General features: G+C 29.4%; 19 protein-coding genes and 1 pseudogene. 7 read left to right on the forward strand and 13 right to left on the reverse strand.

The genetic code is table 11. From position 1 onward, the window contains the following. Positions 1-193: pseudogene (locus BUB34_RS13415) on the forward strand (hypothetical protein); the annotation flags it as partial. Between the two features lie 171 nt (positions 194-364). On the opposite strand, the gene BUB34_RS07935 reads toward BUB34_RS13415, so the two are convergent. From BUB34_RS07935 to BUB34_RS07975, 9 genes are all read right to left on the reverse strand, one after another. Next, positions 365-1,210 (reverse strand): YihY/virulence factor BrkB family protein, encoded by an 846-nt coding sequence (locus tag BUB34_RS07935; protein ID WP_073126250.1) that lies wholly within the window; start codon positions 1,208-1,210, stop codon positions 365-367. A gap of 120 nt (positions 1,211-1,330) precedes the next feature. Continuing rightward, entirely contained in the window at positions 1,331-2,152 is an 822-nt protein-coding gene (locus BUB34_RS07940) for a 3D domain-containing protein (RefSeq protein WP_073126252.1), read from the reverse strand. 223 nt (positions 2,153-2,375) lie between these two features. Continuing rightward, entirely contained in the window at positions 2,376-3,314 is a 939-nt protein-coding gene (locus tag BUB34_RS07945) for an alpha/beta hydrolase (protein ID WP_073126254.1), read from the reverse strand. Positions 3,315-3,419: 105 nt separating this feature from the next. Then, positions 3,420-4,130 (reverse strand): polysaccharide deacetylase family protein, encoded by a 711-nt coding sequence (locus tag BUB34_RS07950; protein WP_073126255.1) that lies wholly within the window; start codon positions 4,128-4,130, stop codon positions 3,420-3,422. Positions 4,131-4,353: 223 nt separating this feature from the next. Further along, positions 4,354-5,679, reverse strand: a complete 1,326-nt coding sequence (locus BUB34_RS07955) for an APC family permease (RefSeq protein ID WP_073126257.1) — start codon at positions 5,677-5,679, stop codon at positions 4,354-4,356. Positions 5,680-6,306: 627 nt separating this feature from the next. After that, positions 6,307-6,954 (reverse strand): FMN-dependent NADH-azoreductase, encoded by a 648-nt coding sequence (locus tag BUB34_RS07960; protein WP_073126258.1) that lies wholly within the window; start codon positions 6,952-6,954, stop codon positions 6,307-6,309. A gap of 327 nt (positions 6,955-7,281) precedes the next feature. Further along, positions 7,282-8,682, reverse strand: coding sequence for an NADPH-dependent glutamate synthase (gltA, locus tag BUB34_RS07965; protein WP_073126260.1), 1,401 nt, complete (start codon positions 8,680-8,682; stop codon positions 7,282-7,284). Then, positions 8,682-9,575, reverse strand: a complete 894-nt coding sequence (locus BUB34_RS07970) for a sulfide/dihydroorotate dehydrogenase-like FAD/NAD-binding protein (RefSeq protein ID WP_073126262.1) — start codon at positions 9,573-9,575, stop codon at positions 8,682-8,684. The genes gltA and BUB34_RS07970 overlap by 1 nt, the downstream gene beginning before the upstream one ends. 328 nt (positions 9,576-9,903) lie before the next feature. Then, on the reverse strand, positions 9,904-10,455 hold the full coding sequence (locus BUB34_RS07975) for an NADH peroxidase (protein ID WP_073126263.1): 552 nt from the start codon (positions 10,453-10,455) through the stop codon (positions 9,904-9,906). A gap of 238 nt (positions 10,456-10,693) precedes the next feature. Between BUB34_RS07975 and BUB34_RS07980 the strand changes: the two genes are divergently transcribed. Beyond that, complete coding sequence (locus tag BUB34_RS07980) at positions 10,694-11,545, forward strand: sulfurtransferase (protein ID WP_073126265.1); 852 nt, start codon at positions 10,694-10,696, stop codon at positions 11,543-11,545. A gap of 52 nt (positions 11,546-11,597) precedes the next feature. On the opposite strand, the gene BUB34_RS07985 is transcribed toward BUB34_RS07980, so the two are convergent. Further along, entirely contained in the window at positions 11,598-12,839 is a 1,242-nt protein-coding gene (locus BUB34_RS07985) for a VanW family protein (protein WP_073126267.1), read from the reverse strand. 208 nt (positions 12,840-13,047) lie between these two features. On the opposite strand from BUB34_RS07985, the gene BUB34_RS07990 reads away from it, so the two are divergent. From BUB34_RS07990 to BUB34_RS08000, 3 genes are read left to right on the forward strand one after another with little or no spacing between them, the layout of a single operon-like run. After that, positions 13,048-14,076, forward strand: coding sequence for an efflux RND transporter periplasmic adaptor subunit (locus tag BUB34_RS07990; protein WP_073126269.1), 1,029 nt, complete (start codon positions 13,048-13,050; stop codon positions 14,074-14,076). A 24-nt stretch (positions 14,077-14,100) separates the two neighbouring features. After that, complete coding sequence (locus BUB34_RS07995) at positions 14,101-14,784, forward strand: ABC transporter ATP-binding protein (protein WP_200787894.1); 684 nt, start codon at positions 14,101-14,103, stop codon at positions 14,782-14,784. A 2-nt stretch (positions 14,785-14,786) separates the two neighbouring features. Next, positions 14,787-16,043 (forward strand): ABC transporter permease, encoded by a 1,257-nt coding sequence (locus BUB34_RS08000; RefSeq protein ID WP_073126273.1) that lies wholly within the window; start codon positions 14,787-14,789, stop codon positions 16,041-16,043. Positions 16,044-16,170: 127 nt separating this feature from the next. Here BUB34_RS08000 and BUB34_RS08005 read toward each other — a convergent pair whose 3' ends face one another. The 3 genes from BUB34_RS08005 to BUB34_RS08015 all read right to left on the reverse strand — a co-directional run bounded on the left by BUB34_RS08005 (position 16,171) and on the right by BUB34_RS08015 (position 19,241). Next, the gene (locus BUB34_RS08005; RefSeq protein WP_073126275.1) at positions 16,171-17,442 is read right to left on the reverse strand and encodes a dihydroorotase; all 1,272 of its coding nucleotides are present in this window, start codon (positions 17,440-17,442) and stop codon (positions 16,171-16,173) included. A gap of 204 nt (positions 17,443-17,646) precedes the next feature. Next, positions 17,647-18,192 (reverse strand): NADH peroxidase, encoded by a 546-nt coding sequence (locus tag BUB34_RS08010; protein WP_073126277.1) that lies wholly within the window; start codon positions 18,190-18,192, stop codon positions 17,647-17,649. Between the two features lie 134 nt (positions 18,193-18,326). Next, on the reverse strand, positions 18,327-19,241 hold the full coding sequence (locus BUB34_RS08015; protein ID WP_073126278.1) for a DMT family transporter: 915 nt from the start codon (positions 19,239-19,241) through the stop codon (positions 18,327-18,329). 488 nt (positions 19,242-19,729) lie between these two features. Between BUB34_RS08015 and BUB34_RS08020 the strand changes: the two genes are divergently transcribed. Beyond that, positions 19,730-20,611, forward strand: coding sequence for a polysaccharide deacetylase family protein (locus tag BUB34_RS08020; RefSeq protein WP_073126280.1), 882 nt, complete (start codon positions 19,730-19,732; stop codon positions 20,609-20,611). 278 nt (positions 20,612-20,889) lie between these two features. Then, complete coding sequence (locus tag BUB34_RS08025) at positions 20,890-21,543, forward strand: TetR/AcrR family transcriptional regulator (protein ID WP_073126282.1); 654 nt, start codon at positions 20,890-20,892, stop codon at positions 21,541-21,543. Positions 21,544-21,683: the final 140 nt, after the last annotated feature.

The following is a 21,683-nucleotide window of genomic DNA, read 5'->3' on the forward strand; positions in this document are numbered from 1 at the left end:
CCCTGTTTTGCTTAATTATTATAAAAATAATATGAATGGTAAAAGCAAAAAAGTTGGACTAGTTGCCATTATGCATAAGCTAATGAACTATATTTTTTCTGTGCTACGCAACCAAAAACCATATGAAGTACGTAACCCTAAATTGCACTGTAAGATGTATCTAGAAAACAAAAGTCTACCTAATATAGCCTAACGGCTAATATGAACTATTTTTCCATATAAGCCATCAAAAATTCGTGTATATTTGATGGTTTATTTGCTATACGAAAAAACATAATTATAAAATATTTTTAAAAACTGTTGACTTTAACTAGCTGGTCTATATTTTATAAGACACCCTCTTAAAACACCTAAAGATTTCTTTTTATCTATTCTTACCTTTTCTTAAGTAAAGATTGCTAAAATATAGCCTTGCATTCACCTCATAACCTATAATAATCGCCCAGCTACTTATATAAAGCCAGGTCATAAGAATTATTATCTCGCCTATACTTCCATATATAATTTCATAATTTGAGTATCTATTTGTATAGTATGAATATAAAAGAGACACTAAAATCCAAACAAAAGTAGCTATTATAGCCCCAGGAATCGCCTCTCTAGCTGTAATTTTTTTGTTCGGAGTATACTTATATAAACTCACCAAAATTATTACTACTGTGAATATCCCGATTGTATACCTGCATATATCCCAAACTTTTATAAATATATTGTTTAGCCCTAAATAAGTAAATATAAAGTATCCTATTTTTTCTCCGTATATTAAAAACACCATCGATGAAAAAATTAATGCTAAAAGAATTATTGTAAATAGAAAAGCTATTATTAGTACTTTTAAAAAAGACCTTGTTTCATTTATTTTATATGATTTATTAATACCCTTTATAAGAGATTTAACCGCTCTTGATGATGTCCATATAGTAAGAAAAAAACTCATAATTATAAGTCCTAAACTTCTATTCTCCATTGCAGAATTCATTATTAAACTTATAATATTAAATGCACTTTCTGGCATTATGCTCCTCAATATATTTATGTATTTATTTAGATGAAATATTGGTATGTACACTACTATACTTATAGTGAACATCGAGAATGGAAAAATAGATAGTAATAAATAAAAAGATATTTCTGCTGCCTTTGAACTTAACTCACTATAGTTTGAATTTTTTATCACATTTAAGATAAAATTTTTATCTATATTACCCAACAGTCCTACCTCCCTATACTAAATATCAATATCTTCTATAAAATACTCTATTTTCCCTTCCAAGATTATATTATACTAAAATAAAGCTTTAAATTATATATTATTTTAAGATAAAAACTATTAGTTCACTATGTATATATCAATGTTACGTCTACCCCAATTATATACTTGCGATTCATTTCCCATAAAAATATCTATCTTATTTCCTTTTATCGCCCCTCCACAATCTTCTGCAACAAACGTCATCCCAAATTTAGGAATGTATACCTTTGTACCATATGGTATTACCCTTGGATCAACAGCAATTACTCCCCATCTAGGTTTTGTTCCTGTAGATGTTATAGTATCTCCTGAATAAGCAGTGGCTACCACATTCATATGTCTTTTACCTTTTTGTATACTACTCCCCCTACCTGATGAAGTTCCCCTAGATGCAACTATCAACTCTTCATTTATTCCTTTTTTAACTACCTTGTCAACAGGCTGTTTTAAAATAGACTCTTTTTTCTTAGTTTTTTCAACTAACTTCCCATTATAATAAGTTAATTCATATTCTGTTTCTTTTTCCCCAAGCTTCCCTTCTGTCTCAACCTTTGTATTTCCTTTAAGTAATTTTTTGTCTTCTACTAATTTTACCTTAAATGGTATATCTGTATACTCTGACTCTTTCTTTTTAGTTACATCTATAACTGAAATTTTCATATAATCCTTTACCTCTGTGTTTAAGCTAGGTTTTATTATATCATCATTGTCATATTTAACTCCTTCAGACTCAAGTAAGTCCTTAACTGTTCTTTTAAACGTCGAAACCTTTTTTTCCTCTCCTCTAACAATCAAACTTACCTGTTCTTTATTTAATATCCAGTATCCACTAAGAGATACTATTAATATAAAGACCGAAGATAATAGTGCTATTATAGTTTTCTTTTCATTAAAATTCATGGTATTTCCCCCTATTAAATAATTCTATTTTTCACTTCTAAAAATATTAATCTATTAACTTTTTTGAAATATAATTTACTAAAACTTTTATTTATTTGTATATATATATTAGGTTTGTTTTTAAAATATGTAACTAAATTGTAACTTTCTATACTCAATCTATTACTCCTTTAAATTAAAAACAAAAAATCATCTCAACCCTTAAGTTAAGATGACTCTTATTCTATCTTTTATTAATTTGATTTAGCCAATTTATTATATCCATTGTTACTTGATCTCTATTAATTTCATTTAACATTTCATGTCTTCCATCTTTGTATAATTTATATGATAGATTTTTTACTCCCAATCTTTTATACCTATCTTTTAGATTTAAAACCCCCTTGCCATTTCTGCCTACAGGATCTTTATCTCCCGACATTATGTATATAGGAAGGTCTAGAGGTACTTTCTTTAGATTATCCCTATTTTCTATTATCTTTAATCCATTTATTAAGTCATGAAAAAATCCCGCAGTAAATACTCCTCCACAAAATTCATCATTTATGTATTTATCAACTTCTTGTTCATCTCTGCTCAACCAATCAAACTCCGTTCTCGCAGGTTTAAATTTTTTGTTGTTACCTCCAAATATAAGTCTATCTAGTTTTCTACTTTTTGCCCTCCTACCATGCTTTTTTACCTCTCTTTTAGCTATCTTCTCAGCTATATTAAGTATGGGACCACGATCTCCATTAGAACCTGATAGTATTAGACCATCTATTTTGTATCCATATTCCATTATATAATTTTGACTAACAAATGATCCCATACTATGCCCAAACAGGTATATAGGCAAGCCTTTATTTTCTTGTTTTATTATATCTGTAAGTTTACTTATATCCATTAGCAAACATTTAAATCCATCCTTTTCTGCCAAATGGCCTACATTATTTAATGTATTGGCTGTCTTACCATGACCTCTATGATCATTTATATATACTTTATATCCATTTTGGGTTAATTCTTCAGCAAATCTCTCATATCTTTTGGCTGTCTCAGCCATTCCATGAGCTATTTGCACTATTCCTTTAATCTCTAAATTACTATCTTCAGATTCCCATTTATATGTGTATATATCTAAATCTTCTTCCCCTTTAAAAACAAAGTTTGTACACTTCATTATACTCCTCCTATTTTATAGATCCTTTAAATTTATTAAGTATAAGCAAATTATAATTAATCTTAAGCTGCGAATAATATTGTTAAATTTATTATATCAAATAGACTATCCAACTACCCAGTAATTTCTAGGAGCTTCATCTTGTCTTATAGGTAAAAACTCGTACCCTTCATCAATTAGATATTTTAGTACAGCTTCTAATGCCTGTACCGTCTGCTTTTTTTCGTGCATCAGTATTACTATATTCTCTTTGTTCTTTGAATTGACTTTAATATTGTCTATAATTTTATCTGATGTGACCTTCCAATCCTGTGTATCTATTGTCCAATCCCATATTTTGTAGTTTGCCTCTACCAAAGTCTCATAACTCTTCTCTGGCATGTATGGTTTACTTCCATAGGGTAATCTTACTAGTTTTGTATCCTTTCCTGTAATTTCATGAAAAGTTTTATTGTTAGCATCAAATTCTTCTTTTGCTGATGTGTCTTCCTCATATAGCTTATTGATATCATGAGAAACACTATGCAAACCTGCTGAATGTCCACAATCGATTATATTTCTTACCTGTTGAGGATATAACCTCATATTCCTATCTATCATAAAAAAAGTTGCTTTTACGTTATATTTATTTAATATATTTAAAAGTTCATCTGTATGCTTACTAGGTCCATCATCTATAGTTATATATGCAATTTTATTACACGATTTTTTTGAATAAACTTGGTTTGTATGAGCACATGCAGTTTTTTGAAACGTCAATATAGATACTATTATTAAAAAAGTAGGTATTATAAATGTCTTTAATCTTTTTATCATATTCTGTCCTCCATAGTCTGCTATAAAAATTAGTTATATATCTATTCTTACACTTTATCCTCATACTATTAGTAATTTTATTTTTTTTATTTATTATTTATATTAATCCTTTTATTTTTTGTTATTTATGGATAATATTGAATATAATTTCCTATGCATTATAAAAAGAGCTGTCACAATATTTTTAGTGTGACAGCTCTTGCTATTTTAATTATCTTTATTCTTATTTAACTTTCTTAGACATAGCATTATAAACTGGTAATCCTATTAATGTTACTATTATTCCTCCTACAGATATAAGGCTACTCTTCATTCCTGCAAAGAATAATTGGTTGATTAAAACAAATGATCCACTAAATATAGCTAATAGTGGTATTACTGGATATAAAGGTACTCTATAAGGTCTCTCTAAATCAGGTTTTTCTTTTCTTAATTTCATAACTCCCATAAATGTTAAGATATAGAATATCCAAGCTGCAAATACTGATAAATCAGTTAATAAGTTGAATTGTCCTGATAAAGCATATAATGATCCTATTATACATACCAATAATATAGAGGCTGCTGGAACTTGGGCTTTATTTAATTTTGATAGTTTTTTATATCCCGGTAAAGTTTTTTCACAAGCTAAAGTATAAGCAACTCTTGATCCTGTTAAAACGAAACCATTTAAAGCTCCAAACACTGATATTAGTATACCAACTGTTATGATTTTACCTCCAACTTCACCAAATATTATCTCAGCTACTGCAGCTGCAGGTGCTGAGAATGTAGCTAATTCATTAGCTGGTAATACCCAAAGATAAGCTAAGTTTACTACAAAATATACAGCCATAACTAAAGACAAACCACCAACAATAGCCTTTGGTAAGTCTTTACCAGGATTTTTCATTTCTCCTGCTATAGCTCCAACGTTTATCCATCCATCATAAGCAAATAATATTGCTATTAATACTTGACCTACTGCACTTCCGAAATTCACATTTTCTGCAACCATCGGAGTTAGTATAGCGTTTTCCCCAGACCCTTTAATAAATCCGAATATCATTATTAGTATAAGTGGTATCAACTTACAAACAGTCGCTACAGTTTGTATAGCCCCACCAGTCTTCGATCCTAATGTGTTTAAAAATGCTACTAGCATTATTACAGCTACTGCTATAGGTAATAATAATCCAGGTTGTTCTATTAATGCAGTGGCTTGCTCTGCAAACACAACCGCAAGTGCCGCTACCATACCTGGGAAAAATAATACCGTTTGCATCCATCCAGTTAAGAATCCTAATTTTTCTCCATAGATTTCTTGGATATAAACCATCATACCACCAGTTTTTGGTATCGCTGCTGATACCTCAGCTGTTGTAAGTCCAGCTGCTATAGTTATAATTCCAGCTACTACCCATGCCATAATTCCTAATCCAGGAGCTCCTCCTGTTAATGAATATACTGCTTGAGGTTTAAAGAATACTCCTGCCCCTATAACCATACCAACAACTGTCGATAAAGCCGCAGATATTCCAAGCGTTTTTTGAAGTTCTTTATTTTCCATACTCTCTCCTTAATATAAATTCATTTTTTTATAACATACAAGAAATTATATTATTTCAGTAAATTATATTCCCTAAATTTTTTGAATAAATAGATAATTTCTTATATATTCCCATAATAATGTTTTAAAAGATCTCTTTACTCTAGAGTAAATAAGCTAAGTTTAACCACTTTTTTGCAGTTTTATTAAGAAAATCTTTTTCATTACAAAATATATTATAGTACAATTTAGAGAAAATACAACCATTTTTTATTGTCTTTTATACCTTTTTTCGACCTTTTTTTCATTCTTGTGAATTTTATATTTTTTCATTTTTCAATACCCTCTGATGAAATTAGCTAGTTAATAGAGATATCTATCAATTCTAAATATTCATTTTAAAAAATACTGTTCATATATATAAAAATTTTTTTACATTAGAATTTTATATATTGTATACATTATCCTATATAGCTTATATTTTTTAAGTATATATCGATTAATACCTAAGTAATTACGGTATATAAAATATATCATCAATTTCAATATTTTTTTTGGATGTTTATGTTTTCTTTTGATGTATATATTTTAAATGATTATTAAAATAAAAGTTAGGTTCTACAATAACTTTTTTCTATATTTGCTTATCTAAAACTTAAGATTATCGATAATATTATCTATTTTTTCACATGATTTTTCTATAGATTCTTTTCTCTGTTCATTGGTTGTACCAGTATCATCTACTAACAACTCATCAAATTTTTTTATTCCTATAAACTTCATTATACTCTGTATATAGTTTACTCCTTTATCCATTAGAGGTTTTAGTGCCCAAGGTATATTTCCTCCTGATGATTGTATATACACTACACTCCTATCAATATCATTTAAAATCCCCTCTGGTTTATCATTTTTAAATGTTATAGTTTTTCCATCTTGAATAATGCAATCTATATATTCTTTGAGTGGAGCAGGAAAAGATAAATTCCACATAGGGGCTGCTATAACGTATACACTGGCCTCTACAAATTGATCACAAAGTTTTCTAATCTTGTCTATCTCTCTTCTATCTTTATCATCTAGTTTTTTTGCATCTTCTTCTTTTATTATACAGTTTCTATCCTCAAAGTACTGATATTCTAATCTAGGTATATGATCCTTATATAAATCAACTTCTTCTAACTCAAAGTCTTTATTTTTTTCCAAGAACCTATTTATAAACTCTCTAGCAACAGTTTTACTAGATGATAAAGACTCTGGCTTAGAATTAACACTTATATATAATATTTTTTTCATAATATCACTCCAAATTCAATATTTTATATTAATACTTCCCTTTTATACTAGTATTTCTCTTATTAAGCTTTTATATTCTCTAATTACTCTCTGATATATAATTTTGTTTTTTCTTATATTTTTTTAAATTTAGTTCATGTCGCCAATAACTTCGTCAGTTGCTAATTTTTTTACTTACAACACCAGTATATTGAAATTTCTAAGTCGTATAAGTTATTGACTGTTTAAGATTAATTGTAATTTCCTTATACATAAAAAAGAGATATCTCTTTACGATTCAATCATTTAGAGATATCCCTTTATCCATGTTACAAACTTGTAGTTATGTTAGCATTCTGACAAACTTTTTTGTTTTAAATATTCATCTATTGCCTCAGCAGCCTTTTTCCCAGCTCCCATGGCAGATATTACTGTAGCTGCACCTGTAACTGCATCTCCACCTGCATAAACGCCCTCTTTTGAAGTTAAGCCTACTTCATCAGCTTCTATACATTTTCTCTTATTTACATCAAGTCCCTCTGTGTTTGATGTTATCATTGGGTTAGGGCTTGTTCCTAGAGACATTATAACTGTATCTACATCCATAACAAACTCAGATCCTTCTATTTCTATAGGTCTTCTTCTTCCTGATGAATCTGGTTCTCCTAGCTGCATCTTTACACATCTCATACCATTAACATCTCCATTTTCATCTACTAAGATTTCTACTGGATTAGTTAATATATCAAGTATTATACCCTCTTCTTTTGCATGATGTACTTCCTCTACCCTAGCTGGTAATTCAGCTTCACTTCTTCTATATACTATATGAGTTTCTGCACCTAATCTTAAGGCTGTTCTTGCAGCATCCATGGCAACATTTCCTCCACCTACTACCGCAACTTTTTTACCTAATCTTACAGGTGTATCATAACCTTCTAAGTAAGCTTTCATTAAATTTATTCTTGTTAAAAATTCATTTGCTGAAAATACTCCATTTGCATTTTCACCTTTGATGCCCATAAATTTAGGTAATCCTGCTCCAGAACCAATAAATACTGCATCAAATCCCTCTTCATTCATAAGCTCATCTATTTGTATAGTTTTACCTATGATTGCATTTGTTTCTATTTCAACACCTAATTCTTTTATATTATTTATTTCAGGTTTTACTACACCTTCTTTGGGAAGTCTAAACTCTGGTATACCATAAGTCAACACCCCACCTGGTTCATGCATAGCTTCAAATATAGTTACTTCATAGCCTTTTTTAGCTAAGTCTCCCGCACAAGCAAGACCTGCTGGGCCACTACCTATAACAGCTACTCTTTTACCATTTTTAGGTTCTCTATCAGATAAGTTTACCTTATTTTCTCTTGACCAATCTGCAACAAATCTCTCTAGTTTACCTATTGATAAAGCCTCACCCTTTATGCCAAGTACACATTTCCCTTCGCATTGGCTTTCTTGAGGACATACTCTTCCACATACAGCTGGCAAAGAACTGTTCTTAGCGATCTCTTTAGCAGCTCCTTCTATATCTCTTTCTTTTATTTTCTCTACAAATTTAGGTATATTGATTTCTACAGGGCACCCTTCAACACATCTAGGTTTTTTGCACACTAGGCATCTACTAGATTCTAAAACAGCTTCTTCAAATGTATAACCTAAGCATACCTCATCAAAGTTTGTAGCTCTCTTTTTTGGATCTTGCTCCTTAACTGGTACTCTAGACATTTTATTAGCCATTACTTGTCACCTCCGCATCCACAATTACCATGATGGTGTGTATCCCCATCTTCAAGTTTTAATAGCAATTTTCCCTCTTGTGTTTTATACATAGCCTGTCTTCTCATAGCCTCATCAAAATTTACTAAATGACCATCAAATTCCGGTCCATCTACACATGCAAATTTGACTTCATCTCCTACTGTAACTCTACACGCTCCACACATTCCAGTTCCATCAACCATTATCGTATTTAAACTTACTGTTGTAGGTATGTTTAATTCTTTAGTTAACATACTCATAAATTTCATCATTATCATAGGTCCAATTACAACCGCATGATCATATTTTTTACCTTGATTTTCTACTAAGTCTTTTAATATATCTGTAACTCTTCCATTGAATCCATATGAGCCATCATCTGTTCCTACATATAAATTTTTAGCAACACTTTTTAATTCATCTTCTAATATTATTAGTTCTTTGTTTCTAGCTCCAACTATTACATCCACATCTAATCCATGTTCTTTAAACCATTTTACTTGTGGATATACAGGTGCAGCCCCCACACCACCTGCAATAAAAACTATATTTTTATTTTTCAGTTCTTCAATGTCTTCATGTATAAACTCACTTGCTTGACCTAATGGCCCTACAAAGTCCATAATGAAATCGTTTTCTTCGAACATAGCTAACTTTTTAGTTGAGCATCCAACAGTTTGGAATACAATAGTAACTGTTCCTCTTTCCTTATCATAGTCTGCCACTGTTAAAGGAACTCTTTCCCCTTTTTCATCATTCTTAACTATAACAAATTGACCTGGATTAGAAGCCTTAGCAACCCTAGGCGCTTCTATTTCCATTAAGTATATACTATCTGTTAACTGTCTTTTAGTAACTATTCTGTTGCTCATATTTTATTCTCCCCCATTCGCCGAATTTAAGATATGATTCTGACAAGTAGATTTCGATAGATTTATATATCTACCATTAATAAAACTATACACTATTAATAAAACTATACACTATTAATAAAACTATACACTATTGATACTTACTGAATATCTTAAATATTACAGTACTTTTTGCATACGTGAAATTAATCACACTTATAATATACCATTTTTAAGTATATTACCCAATAAAAATCATGATAATATTTTATTTTTTTTAGTTGTGAAGTTTTAAAATTAAAAATAGGTGGGAGATTTTTATTTTCTCCCACCTAGCATATTTTATATATTAAGCTTGTTTTCCAAAGTGTCTTTCTAATAATCCTAAGAATGCTTTACCATGTCTAGCTTCATCTTTACACATTTCATGAACTGTATCATGTATAGCATCAAGTCCTAATTCTTTAGCTTTTTTAGCTAATTTTAATTTTCCATCAGTTGCTCCATATTCTGCTTCTACTCTAACTGTTAAGTTTTCTTTAGTATCAGCTACAACAACTTCTCCTAATAACTCTGCAAATTTTGCAGCATGTTCTGCTTCTTCAAAAGCTATTCTCTTATACGCTTCAGCTACTTCTGGGTAACCTTCTCTGTCTGCTTGTCTACTCATTGCTAAGTACATTCCTACTTCTGTACATTCTCCAGTGAAGTTTGCTCTTAATCCTTCTATTATTTCTTCATCTACTCCCTTTGCTACACCTATTCTATGTTCATCAGCCCAAACCATTTCGCCACTCATTTCTTCGAATTTTTCAGGCCCTACTTTACAAACAGGACATTTTTCTGGTGCACTTTCTCCTTCATGTATATATCCACATACTGTACAAACAAATTTTTTCATAATATTACTCCTCCTAAATTTATATATCATTTTTATAATTTATTTTGTTTTTCTTTGTTACTAAATATATACCCGCTATCTTTTCCTCTAAACAAAATATTTTTTATAACGGATAAGAAATTATATTCATTTTTAAACTGTTAATAATGATAATTTCCGTATATGCATTTCAAAAAAATTAGTGATATACTATTATTAGTACAACTATCTAAATAGAATATATAATGGGGGAGATTTTATGAAAAATACCATTTCTGCTAAAGAGCTGCTTTTAAAATTAGATAACGAAGACAACTTGGTTATTATAGACTGCAGGTTTGACCTTATTGATAGAGATTATGGCATTAAAGCTTATAAAAAGGGTCATATAAAGGGAAGCTTTCTTTTGGATATAGATAAAGATTTATCATCTTCAGTTCAAAAACATGGAGGCAAAAATCCACTTCAAGACCCTAGTATCCTAAAGGAAAAATTAGAAAAAATGGGAATTGATAATAATACTATTGTTGTAATTTATGATGACGGTGATTTAAATGGTGCTTGTAGGCTGTTTTTTCAAATAAAACACCTAGGAATAGATAATGTAGTAGTATTGGATGGGGGCATAGCATCCTTTACTCATCATGGCGGTACTCTTGAAGAAAAAATCAACATCCCAAACTCTACGTCAAAAAAAATAAACATGAAAATCAATAACAATTTAATAGCGTCTATGGACTATGTAAAATCTAAGCTTTATAATCCCGATACTATAATAATAGATTGCCGTGAAAATAGAAGATACCAAGGTATAATTGAACCTGCCTACTCAAAAGCTGGTCATATACCTAGTGCTAAAAACTATTATTTCAAGGATTTATTAAAAGACAACTTTAAAGACGGTTCATTTAAAGATATATCCTTTCTCCGCTCTTTTTTCTTGGAATTAGAAAATTATAAAGAGGTAATTTTATATTGTGGTTCTGGTGTTTCCGCCTGTGTTAATAGTCTTGTTTTAAGAGAGTTAGGAATTGAGCATAAAGTTTATATAGGAAGCTTTAGTGATTGGATAAGTTATGACTCTAATAGCATAAAAACGGGAGAAGAATAAAAAATATAGTAGGTGTTTTGAATTCTTAAATTTGAAACACCTACTATATTTTTTAATGCTTAGTTTTATATTTACTCGTAGAAACTAACTCTTCTCTTATTTTGTTGTTTTCCTCATCTAAATATATTCTATAAGTCTTTACTACTAAATTATCATTTTTGTACTGTTCTTCTGTTTTTATAAATACTCTCTCTTTGTCCTGACTACTACCATATATCATAGATGTTATTGCTCCGTTGCTGACTATATTTTTTATATATATAGGATGTGAATATGGATTTTTAAACTTTAAGTCAGTATAACCATATGATACAGCTGCATCCTTTCCTCTAGGTGCATATCTGGATGGAAATGTATGGTTGTGGACCTCTTCTATTGGGAGAGCCGCTAATAGTGCAGCGTTATATATAGTGGTAGATACTTGGCATACACCTCCACCCTCTCCGTTTACATACTTTCCTCCGACAATTACTTTTGCTGGTTTATATCCATTGCTCGACGTTCTAGATCCTGTACTTTTGTTGTATGAAAATATCTCCTGTGGCATTATAATCTTGTCGCTACTACTTTTTCCAGCTATATGGATGTTATTTCCTCTAGCATTATTTTCATTAAAACTTGTACTATATTTGCCTAGTATAGAGTCTATCGACTCTACATCTTTTGTAGTTATTTTAGGCTTAACAACTTTTACAGGAGCATCTAATGCTTTTTTGCTTATACTTTTTTTTCGTATCATTTTATAAATTTCTTCTTTTAACTTTACTACATCGACCTCTAAGCCGTCTTTAGAAGGTATTCTTTTAAACTCTCCAGAATCATTTATCTTTATGTTGGCTTCTTCTACGTCAATGTTTATGGTTCTAGAAATTTTTTCTAAGTATTTTGTTAGTTTTAATTCATCGTATGTAGCCCTTAAGTATATTTTTTGAGGCTGATTAAAGGATAAATCAATATACCTCTTAATATTTTCTAACTTATTATCAGTTCTAGTATACTTGTAGGCCTGCATTAAGGATTCTTCTATATTGTAGTCAAGATTTATATCACTCGGATTTATAGTCCATTTATTGTCATTATACTTTATTAGTATTGGACCTATCTTGTATTTATCATTTAGTTTTTTTCTAGCCTCATCCAACCCCATGGAACCTACATATACGTCTTGTATATATATGTTTCTAGATATTTTACCTTTTTCACTACTATATCCAAATCCAGTTGACAGTGTTAATACTATAAATAGACATAATAAACACATAAATTTATTAATTGTTCCTTTAGATTTCAACATACACTACTCCTTATTATAAATTGTACATATTTATCTTTACCATTTTTTTTAAAATCATGAGATAATTTAAAAGCCTTATTCTACAAAATATACTATTCTTCCAAATAATTATTTCAATTTGGTTACAATTTAAACTTATTCTACCTTTTTTCCCTAATTACATTTAAAATTATTTTTATATCGTATTATTTATGTTAGGAGGAAAAATATGCTATTTTTCAAAAATAAAAAACTTGTGATTATAACTGCTATATCTATAGTGGCTTGTATAGCAATAGGTATGTTCGCATATGGCAAGCTAAAAAACAACGATGATTTAAACAGTGGTGTAGAAGAAGGGGTAGAAACTTACACTATTCCAGAGGGTGAGAAGATTTTTATAAATGGAGTAATAGTCCCAAAAGAATCTAAGGACTTTTATCCACCTGAAGGAGATGAAATAAGTAGTATTTCAGTAAAAAATGGACAGTCTGTAAAAAAAGGAGACTTACTTTTTACAAGTAAAAATAACTCTGCGGCATCTGAGTTGTCTTCGCTAAACTCTCAACTGAGTGACATTAAGAACCAAAGAAACTTATCTAGTTCAGTTGAGGAAAAAACTTCTTTGGATATCGAAATAAAAAAGCTAAATTCTCAGATATCTACTGTAAGTAAAAAAGTTTCAAACAGTACTTATGCTCCTTTTTCAGGGACTGTTTTTCTAAATGAAGATAATCAAAATTCTGAACAACCATCTGCCTTTATATCACTTCAGGGAGAAGAGTTTTATATGAAGGGAAAAGCAAGTGAACAAGACTTAGCTAAGATGAATATCGACCAAACAGTAGATGTTATGATATTTTCAAACAGCAAAAAACTAACAGGAAGAATAAGCTATATTTCAAAAAGACCTTCTTCTGATGCTGCTAGTTCAGACCAACAGTCTTCATTATCTTACTATGACATAAATATAGCCTTTGACTCTCAGGAAGATTTAGTCAACGGTTTTCATGTCCAAGCATCATTTAAAGTTTCAGATTCAAGCTTTAAAATTCCATCATCTTGTATACTTAAAGATGGCAAGAAATCATATGTTTTTAAGGACTTAGATGGAACACTAAAAAAACAAATTGTCGATGTTGCAAGCAAAAATGATGAATTCGCTATAATAAGATCTGGACTTAAAGAAAATGATAATATAATAAAATTCCCTACTGAAGATATGAAAGAAGGAGATCCTGTTGGCTACTCCGAGTAATACAGTAGCAAATAGGATATAAGTATTTTGAGTTCAATAATAAAACTAGAGGGTCTTGAGAAGTATTATAAAGTAGGGAAAAATAAATTATGCGTCTTGAAATCAATTAATCTAGATATAGAATCAGGCGAGTTTGTTATGATAATGGGTAAATCCGGGAGCGGTAAAACTACATTATTAAACATATTAAGTTTTCTTGATAATTTTGATAATGGTAAGTATTTATTCGATAACAACGACGTAACAAATTTAACTGAAAATCAACGTTCGGTTTTTAGAAACAAGAATATCGGATTTGTTTTTCAGCAATTTAATCTAATAAACACATTGAGTATTTATAAAAATGTAGAATTACCTCTTACATATAGTAATTCTTCAAAAAATATAGATAAAGAACAAATTATAAATGATAAACTAAGTGCAGTAGGTCTTTTGGATAAATCAAGTTATTTTCCAGTACAACTATCCGGTGGCCAGCAACAGCGTGTGGCTATAGCCCGATCTTTGGTGAACAATCCACAGATAATATTTGCAGATGAACCTACAGGAGCACTAGATAGTGAAACAGGAATTGAAATTATGAATATTTTGAAAAAACTTAATAGCCAAGGAAAAACTATAATTATGGTTACACATGATCAAGATTTAATTAAGTATGCAACTAAAGTTATAAGATTAAAAGATGGCGTACTTAGTATGGAGGTGTAATTATGGGTTTAATAAAAAGTATTCTAGCGAATTTTAAAGGTCATAAACTCCGTACTATCGCTACATTGCTTTGGATTATAATAGGAATAACATCAGTCGTAATAGTAAACTCCATAGGAAATGGATTTGAAAAAGAAATTTCTAAGTCATTTGACAAAATAAATACTAGAAAAACCAATATTTACTTTTATTCAGATGATTATAGTGGTAGTGGTAACGGTGGAGACTCTATGAGTATTTTCTTCAAACCATTTACAAATCAGGATATCGAAACTCTTTCCTTTATTGAAGGAGTAGAAAAAATAGCCCCTGCTAATCAAGACTTTAATAGTATGGGATCTGTGAATTCATCTGAGATTTTCTTTGACAAAAAAAGTGCACCTATAGATTATTGCCCTTTTAAAAACAAAGATTTAGTAAAAGGGTGTGATGTCAATTTTGGTAGAGGATTTTCCCCAGACGACGAAGATAGAAAAGTAATAATACTTACAACTGACACTGCAACCCAACTTTTTGACAATCCTGAGAAAGCAATTGGAAATGGTGTCAGTTTAGACAATATAGTATATGAAATAATAGGTGTTGCAGATCTTCCAATGCCTGGCAATGATAATGAAGAAAACACACAAATGTATGAAGATCCAGGATTTTTTGTTTCATTTATTCCTGAAAAAGCATTTAATTCTTCTAGCATTCAAGATATGTATTCAACTGAAATATCTGGTTTAAGTTTAACAGTAGCCAAGGGATATGAAGTCTCTGATGTATCTACTAATATAGTAAATAAATTAACTGAATTGCATCCTGGTATAGCCGGTTATTATGAAGCTGAAAATCAATCTGATTCTATAGCTGAAATAGAGTCAGCTAAATCCAATATTAGCAACTTTGTAATGGCTATAACAGTTATTTCTATGTTCGTAGGAGGTATTGGAGTTATGAACATAATGTATATATCTGTTATGGAAAGAAAAAGAGAAATCGGTATAAGAAGGGCTGTAGGTGCCAAACCTAAAAACATACTTATGCAATTTCTATCAGAGGCTATATTTATAACTACCTGTGGAGGAATACTCGGTATTGTGGTAGGTATAATTGCAACTAATTATATATCTACTCGCCTTCCATTTGAGGCAGTATTTAGTTTTAAAAGCCTAATATACGCCCTTGTGACGACTATACTAACAGGAGTAATATTTGGTATGATACCTGCCATTAAAGCTTCTAAAGTACATCCTATTGAGGCTATCTACGGTTAATATTCTATTAAATTAGTCAATTAAAAAAAATCCTAGTAAAAAAATTTTACTGGGATTTTTTTTATTCTAATAAATTATCTACTTTAAGTAACTCATAATCTAAAATTATATATAAATCTATATAAGATTAGTTTTCATCTTTATATACTACTTTTCCATTACAAATAGTATATTTTACTTTTCCATGTAAAGTTTCTCCTATAAACGGAGAATTCGTGGCCTTTGAAGCAAAATCTTTAACTACCCACTCTTCATCCATATTAAATATAACCAAATCAGCCAATGAACCCTCTTGTATATTTCCACTATCTAGGTTATATAACTCTGCTGGTTTTATAGTCATTTTTTCTAGAAGCTTCATAATACTTATATGGCCTTTTTTAACCAAGTTAGTAATTCCAAGGGCTAGAGATGTCTCAAGTCCTATAATTCCACTTGGCGCATTTACAAATTCCCTATCTTTCTCATCCTGACTATGTGGTGCATGATCTGTAGCTATTATTTCGATAGTATCATCTTTAAGCGCCTCTATAATCTTATTTCTATCTTCTTCTGTCCTAAGTGGAGGATTCATCTTAGCATTTGTTCCAAACTTAAGTACGTCTTTTTCTGTTAATGAAAAATGGTGAGGTGAAGCTTCTGCATAAATGTTTGCACCTAAAGATTTTGCTAGCCTAACCATATCTATAGCTACTTTAGAACTTATATGTTGTATATTTATCTTAGCCCCAGTCTTAAGTGCTAACATACAGTCCCTTGCAACCATAACATCTTCAGCTACACTTATAGCACCTTCTATTCCTAGTTTCTTAGAAACCTCACCCTCATTTATACCTGGGTTTTCAACTAAATTTGGATCCTCCTCATGAAAACTAAGCACTACATCCAGTTCTTTTGCTATAACCATAGCATCCATAATCAATTTACTATTCATTATAGGTAAACCATCATCAGTAAATCCAAGTACACCTGCTTCTTTAAGTTTTTTCATATCCACTAACTCTTTTCCATTAAACCCTTTGGTTATGGCCGCTGCTTGTAATACATTTATATCAGCTAACTTTGATTTCTCTTTTATGTAGTTTAAAGTTTCTTCATTGTCCACTATAGGGTTTGTGTTTGCCATGCATACAACAGTTGTAAACCCTCCTTTTTGTGCTGAGTTTGCCCCTGTTAATATATCTTCTTTATATGTAAAGCCTGGATCTCTAAAATGTACATGTACATCTATTAAACCTGGTGATATTACAAGCCCTCTAGCGTCTATTATATACTCATATTCATCCGTTTGTTCAAAATTTCCTATTTTATATATTTTGTCCTCTTTTATAACTATGTCTACAACTTCATCTCTTTTAGTTTTAGGATTTATCAATCTTCCTTGTTTAATCAAAATCATAACTTAAAATAATCCTTTCCATTTTTTATAAATAGAGTTATAAAATTTCTCCCTATCAATTATTTATTTTAGCATATTATAAACTATAAGGTCTTATAGAATTCTATTTATCTAAATAAAAAAATTTTCTATGCATTATAAAAAGTCAGCCCATGATAAATTTAATCACAGACTGACTTTCTATTTATTTAAATACTATTCATATTATTTTCTGAAATGTCTATCTAATAATCCTAAGAATGCTTTACCATGTCTAGCTTCATCTTTACACATTTCATGAACTGTATCATGTATAGCATCAAGTCCTAATTCTTTAGCTCTCTTAGCTAATTTCATTTTACCATCAGTTGCACCATACTCAGCTTCAACTCTCATTTCTAAGTTTTTCTTAGTATCAGCCACAACAACTTCTCCTAATAACTCTGCGAATTTAGCAGCATGTTCTGCTTCTTCAAAAGCTATTCTCTTATAAGCTTCAGCTACTTCTGGATATCCTTCTCTATCAGCCTGTCTGCTCATTGCTAAGTACATTCCTACTTCTGTACATTCTCCAGTAAAGTTAGCTCTTAATCCTTCTACTATTTCTTCGTCTACACCTTGAGCAACACCTATTCTATGTTCGTCAGCCCAAACCATTTCTCCACTCATTTCTTCGAATTTCTCTGGTCCTACTTTACAAACTGGACATTTTTCTGGTGCAGCTTCCCCTTCATGTATATATCCACATACTGTACAAACAAATTTCTTCATAATATTACTCCTCCTATATTGTATATATTTAATAAATTAAATTTTTTAACATCTTAATGTGTTACAGTTATATATATACCCGCAGACATATACCTTAAACAATAAATTTTATTTTTTCTTATTAAACAATACTTCTATATATTTTCAACATTACTGTTACCATATATATTATCAACTTTTTCCTCTTTTTTCAAGAATGATAATTTAGTCTCAGATATTATGATTGCTACAAATATTAAAATACTACCTATTATTAATTTTAATGTAAGCGCCTCTTTTAGTATTATTATAGAAAATATAGTCCCAAATACAGCTTCTGTAGATAGTATTATAGCTGTCTTAGTACCATCAACCTTTTTTTGACAAACTGTTTGAGTTAAAAATCCTATCGTTGTACTAAATATAGCTAAATGTAACATTCCTAAATAACCACCTAATTGAGCTTCTAGTTTCATCTCTCCCGTTAGCATTTGCACTATAAATGAAAGTAAAAAAGCTACAAAAAACTGTACTACTGTCAATACTATAGGATCATTATCCCTGGCAAATTCACTTGTAAAGAATATATGAAATGCAAATCCAAAGGCACATACTAATGTAAGTAAATCTCCTATATTAACAGAGAAATCTGCTTCTAAAGATAATATTCCTATTCCTATAAGAGCTATTAAACTACTTGCCATTCCAAACTTATCTAGTTTTCTTTTAAAAATAAAATATCCTATAAATGGAACTATGACTACATTAGCAGCTGTTATAAATGCATTTTTAGAGGCTGTAGTATAAACTAAGCCTACCGTTTGAACCCAAAATGATAAAAATAAAAATATTCCTAATAAAAAACCACTTTTTAAAACTTTCTTATTAATATTTTCTTTAATTCTCTTAAAGAATAATATATTTAAAATTACAGATGCTATAAAAAATCTTAGTGTTATAATCTGTAAGGAAGTAAGACCTCCATCTAATGCTAACTGTGTTCCTACAAAACCACTACCCCATATTATTGCAACAACAATCAACCCTATTTCTCCTGAATATTTCTTCAATATTCTCCCTCCTTTATGAATAGAAATTTGTGTTATATAAGTCTGAAAATATTGTTTTACACAAAATTATAAACCCCCTAAAAAGAGAGTTTTATAGGCACATAAATAAATATATTATATATATAATATATATAATATATTTTGTATAATATGCATCCTAAGTCTAAGGTTAATACATTAACCTTATTTTGTAAATATGTTTTTTACAATTATTCAGGTTTATTTTATAACCAAGTATTAAACAATTATTCTAGTTCATTTTCTAATTTATTTTTTAAACTATATTGAAGTTTTCATCGTATTTAATTAACATCTTATATATAAGTACTAAGATATATATGTATTTGTTACATATTTACAAATAGTTTCAAATAATTTCAAAAAATTATTTACAACATTGTCAATTTACTTTGCTAATCCTTTTAGATATAATTGTATTATATGATTTCGATATAATTCGACATATTAGGTAAAGAGAGGTATATGCAATGAATAGAACAAAGTTAAGCAAAACAAAATTAACAGTAGTACTAACTATCTTACTGACATTTATAGTCGGAGCAACAGTAGTAGTTAAAAATACAGCTGAAAAGAAGAGACTTGAAAAGTTAGAGGCTGAGAAGGAAAGAATAAGGTTAGAGAAAATTGAAAAAGAGAAAAATGAACCTATTATAGGTGCCAAAAAAAATTCAGTAAAAAAATACGGATTTGATGCAAAAGAAATCTATAACAAACTTAGTACCTTTGACTATTCAAATAATGGAGAAAAAGTAGTTTTTCTTACATTTGATGACGGTCCTTCAACTACAAATACACCTAAAGTCTTAGATACTCTAAATAAACATTCCGTCAAAGCTACATTCTTTATAAAAGGAGACTCTTTGGAATCTAATGGTGCTCCTGAAATACTAAAAAGAACTTTTGATGAGGGACATGCTATAGCTCACCACTCATATTCTCATAACTACAAAACATTATATCCTAATAGAAGTTTAAACCTAGATAATTTTGTAAATGAAATAAATCAAACTGATATGGCTATGAAAAAAGTATTAGGAGATAAGTTTTCATCAAGAGTTTTAAGATGCCCTGGAGGGTATATGTCATGGAAGAATATGGATCCGCTTAAAAATTATTTAACTGAACACGATATGGCATCTATAGACTGGAATGCTTTGAATGCTGATGCAGAGGGTAAAAAGAAAGACTATAATGAACTCTTTGAATTTGCAAAAGAATCATCTAAAGATAAGGAAATAGTTGTTATCTTGATGCATGACACTTATGGTAAAGAAGAAACTGTTAAGTCACTAGATTTAATAATTCCTTATTTTAAAGAAAATGGGTATAAATTTAAAATTTTAGTATAATGAATATTTTTTCATATTAATATAAGATTTTTATAATTAAATTTTCTTAAAAAGAAGTTATACGACTTCTTTTTATTTTTTATTTCTTTTTTCATAATATTCAAAATTTTCATTTTATAATGTCATCCTATTATAATCCGCTTAGAGAATCATTTTTTTTAAACAAAAAAATATTTTTTGCGTTAAATTCTTTTATTTTATTCAATTTTTAGATATAATTTAATTATAATCAAGAAATATATTTACATAATCGTTTCTACTTTATTAGGAGGTTTTGTATGGCTAGATACAAAAAAGGAGTAAATACTTGCAGCTATATCATATCAGTATCTAAAAAACTATTTTATAAAAAAGGTTATTCTCAGACGACAATTCAACAAATCTGTGATGAGTGTAATATTACATTAGGTAATTTTACATATTACTTCAAAACTAAACAAGATTTATTAAAAAGGATATATGAAGACTTTTTAAAAGAGATTATAGTATTTATCGATAATAACTTTAAAGATGATTTGTCCTATCTTGAAAAATTTACTATTATTTCTTTTATCTTTAACTATAAAATACTGCAGAGTGAAACAAACCTAGATTTCCATCTTAAGGTATTAAATAACAACTCACTTTACGAGTTTATATCTGATTATTTATTAAGTAATTTTTATATTCCACTTATAAAAAATCTAAATTTAGATATAAACGAAAAAGATCTAAAAATAATTTATTATTGCAGTCTAAGCATAAACAGAGAATTACTTATAAAATATATTAAAACTGATATGTTTAATTCACACCAAGATTTTTGTTTAAACTTATCAAACATAGTATCTACTTTATTTAAATTTGATGATAATTTCATTGTAAAATTTATAGATAAATACCCAGAATTTTCACCAAAATTACAAGCTATTGATTTAAGTCTACTCAAGTAGCATTTCTTATTTTTAAAATTACTATAACAGTTTAAGTAAATATATATTGTAAACGTCTATACAGGCTATACTTGATTTATTCTAGTAATATAACCTAAAATAAAATATTTCTAGAGATATTAAAAATATCCTTCAAAATC

The organism is Asaccharospora irregularis DSM 2635, from assembly GCF_900129815.1.
In the GTDB taxonomy this organism is placed as follows: domain Bacteria; phylum Bacillota; class Clostridia; order Peptostreptococcales; family Peptostreptococcaceae; genus Asaccharospora; species Asaccharospora irregularis.

Coding starts and splice junctions, on each gene's coding strand:
- BUB34_RS07970 (WP_073126262.1), bottom strand. CDS start 9,575: ATGAGCAACAGAATAGTTACTAAAAGACAGTTAACAGATAGTATATAC.
- BUB34_RS07945 (WP_073126254.1), bottom strand. CDS start 3,314: ATGAAGTGTACAAACTTTGTTTTTAAAGGGGAAGAAGATTTAGATATA.
- BUB34_RS07975 (WP_073126263.1), bottom strand. CDS start 10,455: ATGAAAAAATTTGTTTGTACAGTATGTGGATATATACATGAAGGAGAA.
- BUB34_RS07955 (WP_073126257.1), bottom strand. CDS start 5,679: ATGGAAAATAAAGAACTTCAAAAAACGCTTGGAATATCTGCGGCTTTA.
- BUB34_RS08025 (WP_073126282.1), top strand. CDS start 20,890: ATGGCTAGATACAAAAAAGGAGTAAATACTTGCAGCTATATCATATCA.
- BUB34_RS08010 (WP_073126277.1), bottom strand. CDS start 18,192: ATGAAGAAATTTGTTTGTACAGTATGTGGATATATACATGAAGGGGAA.
- BUB34_RS07980 (WP_073126265.1), top strand. CDS start 10,694: ATGAAAAATACCATTTCTGCTAAAGAGCTGCTTTTAAAATTAGATAAC.
- gltA (WP_073126260.1), bottom strand. CDS start 8,682: ATGGCTAATAAAATGTCTAGAGTACCAGTTAAGGAGCAAGATCCAAAA.
- BUB34_RS07985 (WP_073126267.1), bottom strand. CDS start 12,839: ATGTTGAAATCTAAAGGAACAATTAATAAATTTATGTGTTTATTATGT.
- BUB34_RS08020 (WP_073126280.1), top strand. CDS start 19,730: ATGAATAGAACAAAGTTAAGCAAAACAAAATTAACAGTAGTACTAACT.
- BUB34_RS07960 (WP_073126258.1), bottom strand. CDS start 6,954: ATGAAAAAAATATTATATATAAGTGTTAATTCTAAGCCAGAGTCTTTA.
- BUB34_RS07990 (WP_073126269.1), top strand. CDS start 13,048: ATGCTATTTTTCAAAAATAAAAAACTTGTGATTATAACTGCTATATCT.
- BUB34_RS08000 (WP_073126273.1), top strand. CDS start 14,787: ATGGGTTTAATAAAAAGTATTCTAGCGAATTTTAAAGGTCATAAACTC.
- BUB34_RS07940 (WP_073126252.1), bottom strand. CDS start 2,152: ATGAATTTTAATGAAAAGAAAACTATAATAGCACTATTATCTTCGGTC.
- BUB34_RS07950 (WP_073126255.1), bottom strand. CDS start 4,130: ATGATAAAAAGATTAAAGACATTTATAATACCTACTTTTTTAATAATA.
- BUB34_RS08005 (WP_073126275.1), bottom strand. CDS start 17,442: ATGATTTTGATTAAACAAGGAAGATTGATAAATCCTAAAACTAAAAGA.